1 protein-coding gene is annotated in these 2,131 nt (G+C 77.8%); it reads left to right on the forward strand.

Going from position 1 to position 2,131, the window contains the following annotated elements:
- The coding region (locus tag ACLQ2V_RS28065; RefSeq protein WP_425721710.1) for an SDR family NAD(P)-dependent oxidoreductase at positions 1 to 2,131 on the forward strand (2,131 nt) is incomplete at both ends.

Genomic DNA, 2,131 nt, shown 5'->3' on the forward strand with positions numbered 1-2,131 from the left:
TTGCGGCAGCCGGTGCGGTTCCACGACGTCACGAAGGCCCTGGTCGAGGAGGGGCACACCGCCTTCATCGAGTGCAGCGCCCACCCGGTGCTCACCCCGGCGATCCAGGAGGACCTGCCCGCGCTGGGCACGCTGCGGCGCGACGGGGACGACGTCGCGCAGTGGCTGACCGCCCGCGCCGAGGCGTTCGTGGTCGGCCTGCCCGTCACCTGGCCGGTCACCGTCGGCGGTGATGTCACGGCGCTGCCCACCTACCCGTTCCAGCGCGAGCGCTACTGGCTGGAGGGCCGCCCGGCCCGCCCGGCCGAGACCCGCCGCTCCGAGCTCGACGACTGGTCGTACGGGATCGCCTGGCGGCCCCTGCCCGAGCCGGAGCCGGCCCGGCCCTCCGGGACCCGGCTGCTGGTCGTGCCCGCCGACGCCGACGGCCTGGGGTGGGTCGCCGCCCTCGACGGCGCGGACGTGCGGCGGCTGGTCGTCGGGCCGGACGACGACCGCGCCACGCTGGCCGCCCGGCTGCGCGACACCGGCCCCGTCGACGGCGTGATCTCCCTGCTGGCCCTGGGCCACGGCCGGCTCGCGGACGAGCCGCGCGTCTCCTACACCACCGGCGCCACCCTGCGGTTGGTGCAGGCCCTCGGCGACGCCGCGGTCGACGCGCCGCTGTGGTGCCTGACCTCCGGAGCCGTCCGGGTGGACGACGGCGCCGACCCGGCCGACCCCGTGCAGGCCGAGATCTGGGGACTGGGCCGGGTGGTCGCGCTCGAACACCCCCGGCGCTGGGGCGGCCTGATCGACCTGCCGGCGTCGCCCGACGAGCGCAACGTGCGCCGCGTGCACACCGTCCTGGCCGGCGGCACGGGCGAGGACCAGGTGGCCGTCCGCGCCGCCGCCGTTCTGGCCCGCCGGCTCGTGCCCCGGCGGCTCGCCACCGGGCCGACCTGGACGCCCCGGGGCACCGTGCTGGTCACCGGCGGCACCGGCGCGGCCGGCGCGCACGTGGCCCGCTGGCTCGCCGGGGCGGGTGCCGCCCGCCTGGTCCTGACCAGCCGGCGTGGCCCCGACGCGGAGGGGGCCGCCGAGCTCGTCGAGGAGCTGGGCCGCCTCGGCGTACCCGCCCGGGCGGTCGCCTGCGACGTCTCCGACCCGGCCGCGGTGGCCGACCTGATCACCGCGATCGACGCCGACGGGGAACCGCTGCGGGCGGTCGTCCACGCGGCGGGCCTGTCGACCGCCGCGCCCGTCGCGGAGACCACCGTGGCCGACCTGGCCGAGCTGCTGGCCGCGAAGGCCGGCGGAGCGCACCACCTGATCGCGGCGCTGGGCGACCGCCCCCTCGACGCCTTCGTGCTCTTCTCCTCCGGCGCCGCCGTCTGGGGCGGCGGCGGCCAGGGCGCGTACGCGGCGGCGAACGCTCACCTCGACGCGCTCGCCGGCGCCAGCCGCACCTCGGTGGCCTGGGGCATGTGGGGCGGCGGGGGCATGGCCTCGGGTGCCGTCGGAGACCGGATGACCGGCCTTGGCCTGCGCCCGATGGCACCCGAGGAGGCCGCCGCGACGCTGGGCCGCCTCGTCGGGGGCGCGAACGCCGCCCCCGTGGTGGCCGACATCGACTGGAAGGCGTTCGCCCCGCAGTTCACCGCGATGCGGCCGAGCCCGCTACTGGCCGAGCTGCCCGCCGCCCGGGAGGCGCTGGCGGAGCCGGAGACGCCGAAAACCGCGCCGACCGACCTGGGCGGGCGCACCGAACCGGAGCGCTTCGCCGCCGTGCTCTCCCGCGTGCGGGCCGAGGCGGCCGCCGTCCTCGGGCACGGCTCGGCCGAGGCGGTGCCGGCCGATCGGGCGTTCAAGGACATGGGCGTCGACTCGCTGACCGCGGTGCAGTTGCGGAACCGGCTCAACACGGTCACCGGCCTGCGGCTGCCGTCGACGGTGGTGTTCGACTACCCGAATCCGACCGTCCTGGCGCGCTTCGTGCTGGCCGAGCTCTCCGGGGCGCCGGCGCAGGTCGACCAGGCGGTGCAGCCGTCGACCCCGGCCGACGAGCCCATCGCGATCGTGGGGATGGGTTGTCGGTTCCCGGGTGGGGTGCGTTCGCCGGAGGGGTTGTGGGATCTGGTGGTGGCGGGTG

The organism is Micromonospora sp. DT233 (assembly GCF_049841815.1).
In the GTDB taxonomy this organism is placed as follows: domain Bacteria; phylum Actinomycetota; class Actinomycetes; order Mycobacteriales; family Micromonosporaceae; genus Micromonospora.